This window comes from Gordonia hydrophobica NBRC 16057, assembly GCF_001592365.1.
In the GTDB taxonomy this organism is placed as follows: domain Bacteria; phylum Actinomycetota; class Actinomycetes; order Mycobacteriales; family Mycobacteriaceae; genus Gordonia; species Gordonia hydrophobica.
In genome coordinates this window covers 1-772 of the sequence record NZ_BCWU01000041.1, presented here as the reverse complement: position 1 = coordinate 772, position 772 = coordinate 1, and the positions used below count along the sequence as shown (strand labels likewise).

The following is a 772-nucleotide window of genomic DNA, read 5'->3' as shown; positions in this document are numbered from 1 at the left end:
GTGTGTGGGGGTGTGTTTGTGGGTGTTGTTGTAAGTGTTTTAGGGCGTTCGGTGGATGCCTTGGTACCAGGAGCCGATGAAGGACGTGGTAGGCCGCGATAGTCCTCGGGGAGTTGTCAAACGAGCTGTGATCCGAGGGTGTCCGAATGGGGAAACCCAGCACGAGTGATGTCGTGTTACCCGCCTCTGAATGTATAGGGGGTGTGGAGGGAACGTGGGGAAGTGAAACATCTCAGTACCCACAGGAGGAGAAAACAAGTGTGATTCCGTGAGTAGTGGCGAGCGAAAGCGGAGGAGGCTAAACCATGCGTATGTGATACTCGGTAGGGGTTGTGCGTGTGGGGTTGTGGGGTTGTCGTTGGGTGTTCTACCGGACATCCGGTCAGTGATAAATCGTTTTGTTAGGTGAAGTGGCCTGGAATGGTCTGCCGTAGTGGGTGAGAGTCCCGTAACTGAAAACAGGATGACTGGCTTCGATGATTTTCCCAAGTAGCAGCGGGCTCGTGGAATCTGCTGTGAATCTGCCGGGACCACCCGGTAAGCCTAAATACTTTCTGGTGACCGATAGCGGACTAGTACCGTGAGGGAAAGGTGAAAAGTACCCCGGGAGGGGAGTGAAATAGTACCTGAAACCGGACGCTTACAATCCGTCAGAGCCCTCGTTGTGGGGTGATGGCGTGCCTTTTGAAGAATGAGCCTGCGAGTTAGTGCTCAGTGGCGAGGTTAACCCGTGTGGGGTAGCCGTAGCGAAAGCGAGTCTGAATAGGGCGTG

At 54.5% G+C, this 772-nt stretch carries 1 rRNA gene; it reads left to right on the top strand.

Features of this window, described 5'->3' with window-relative positions:
* Positions 1-28: 28 nt before the first annotated feature.
* Positions 29-772, top strand: a 23S ribosomal RNA gene (locus GH2_RS21140); the annotation flags it as partial.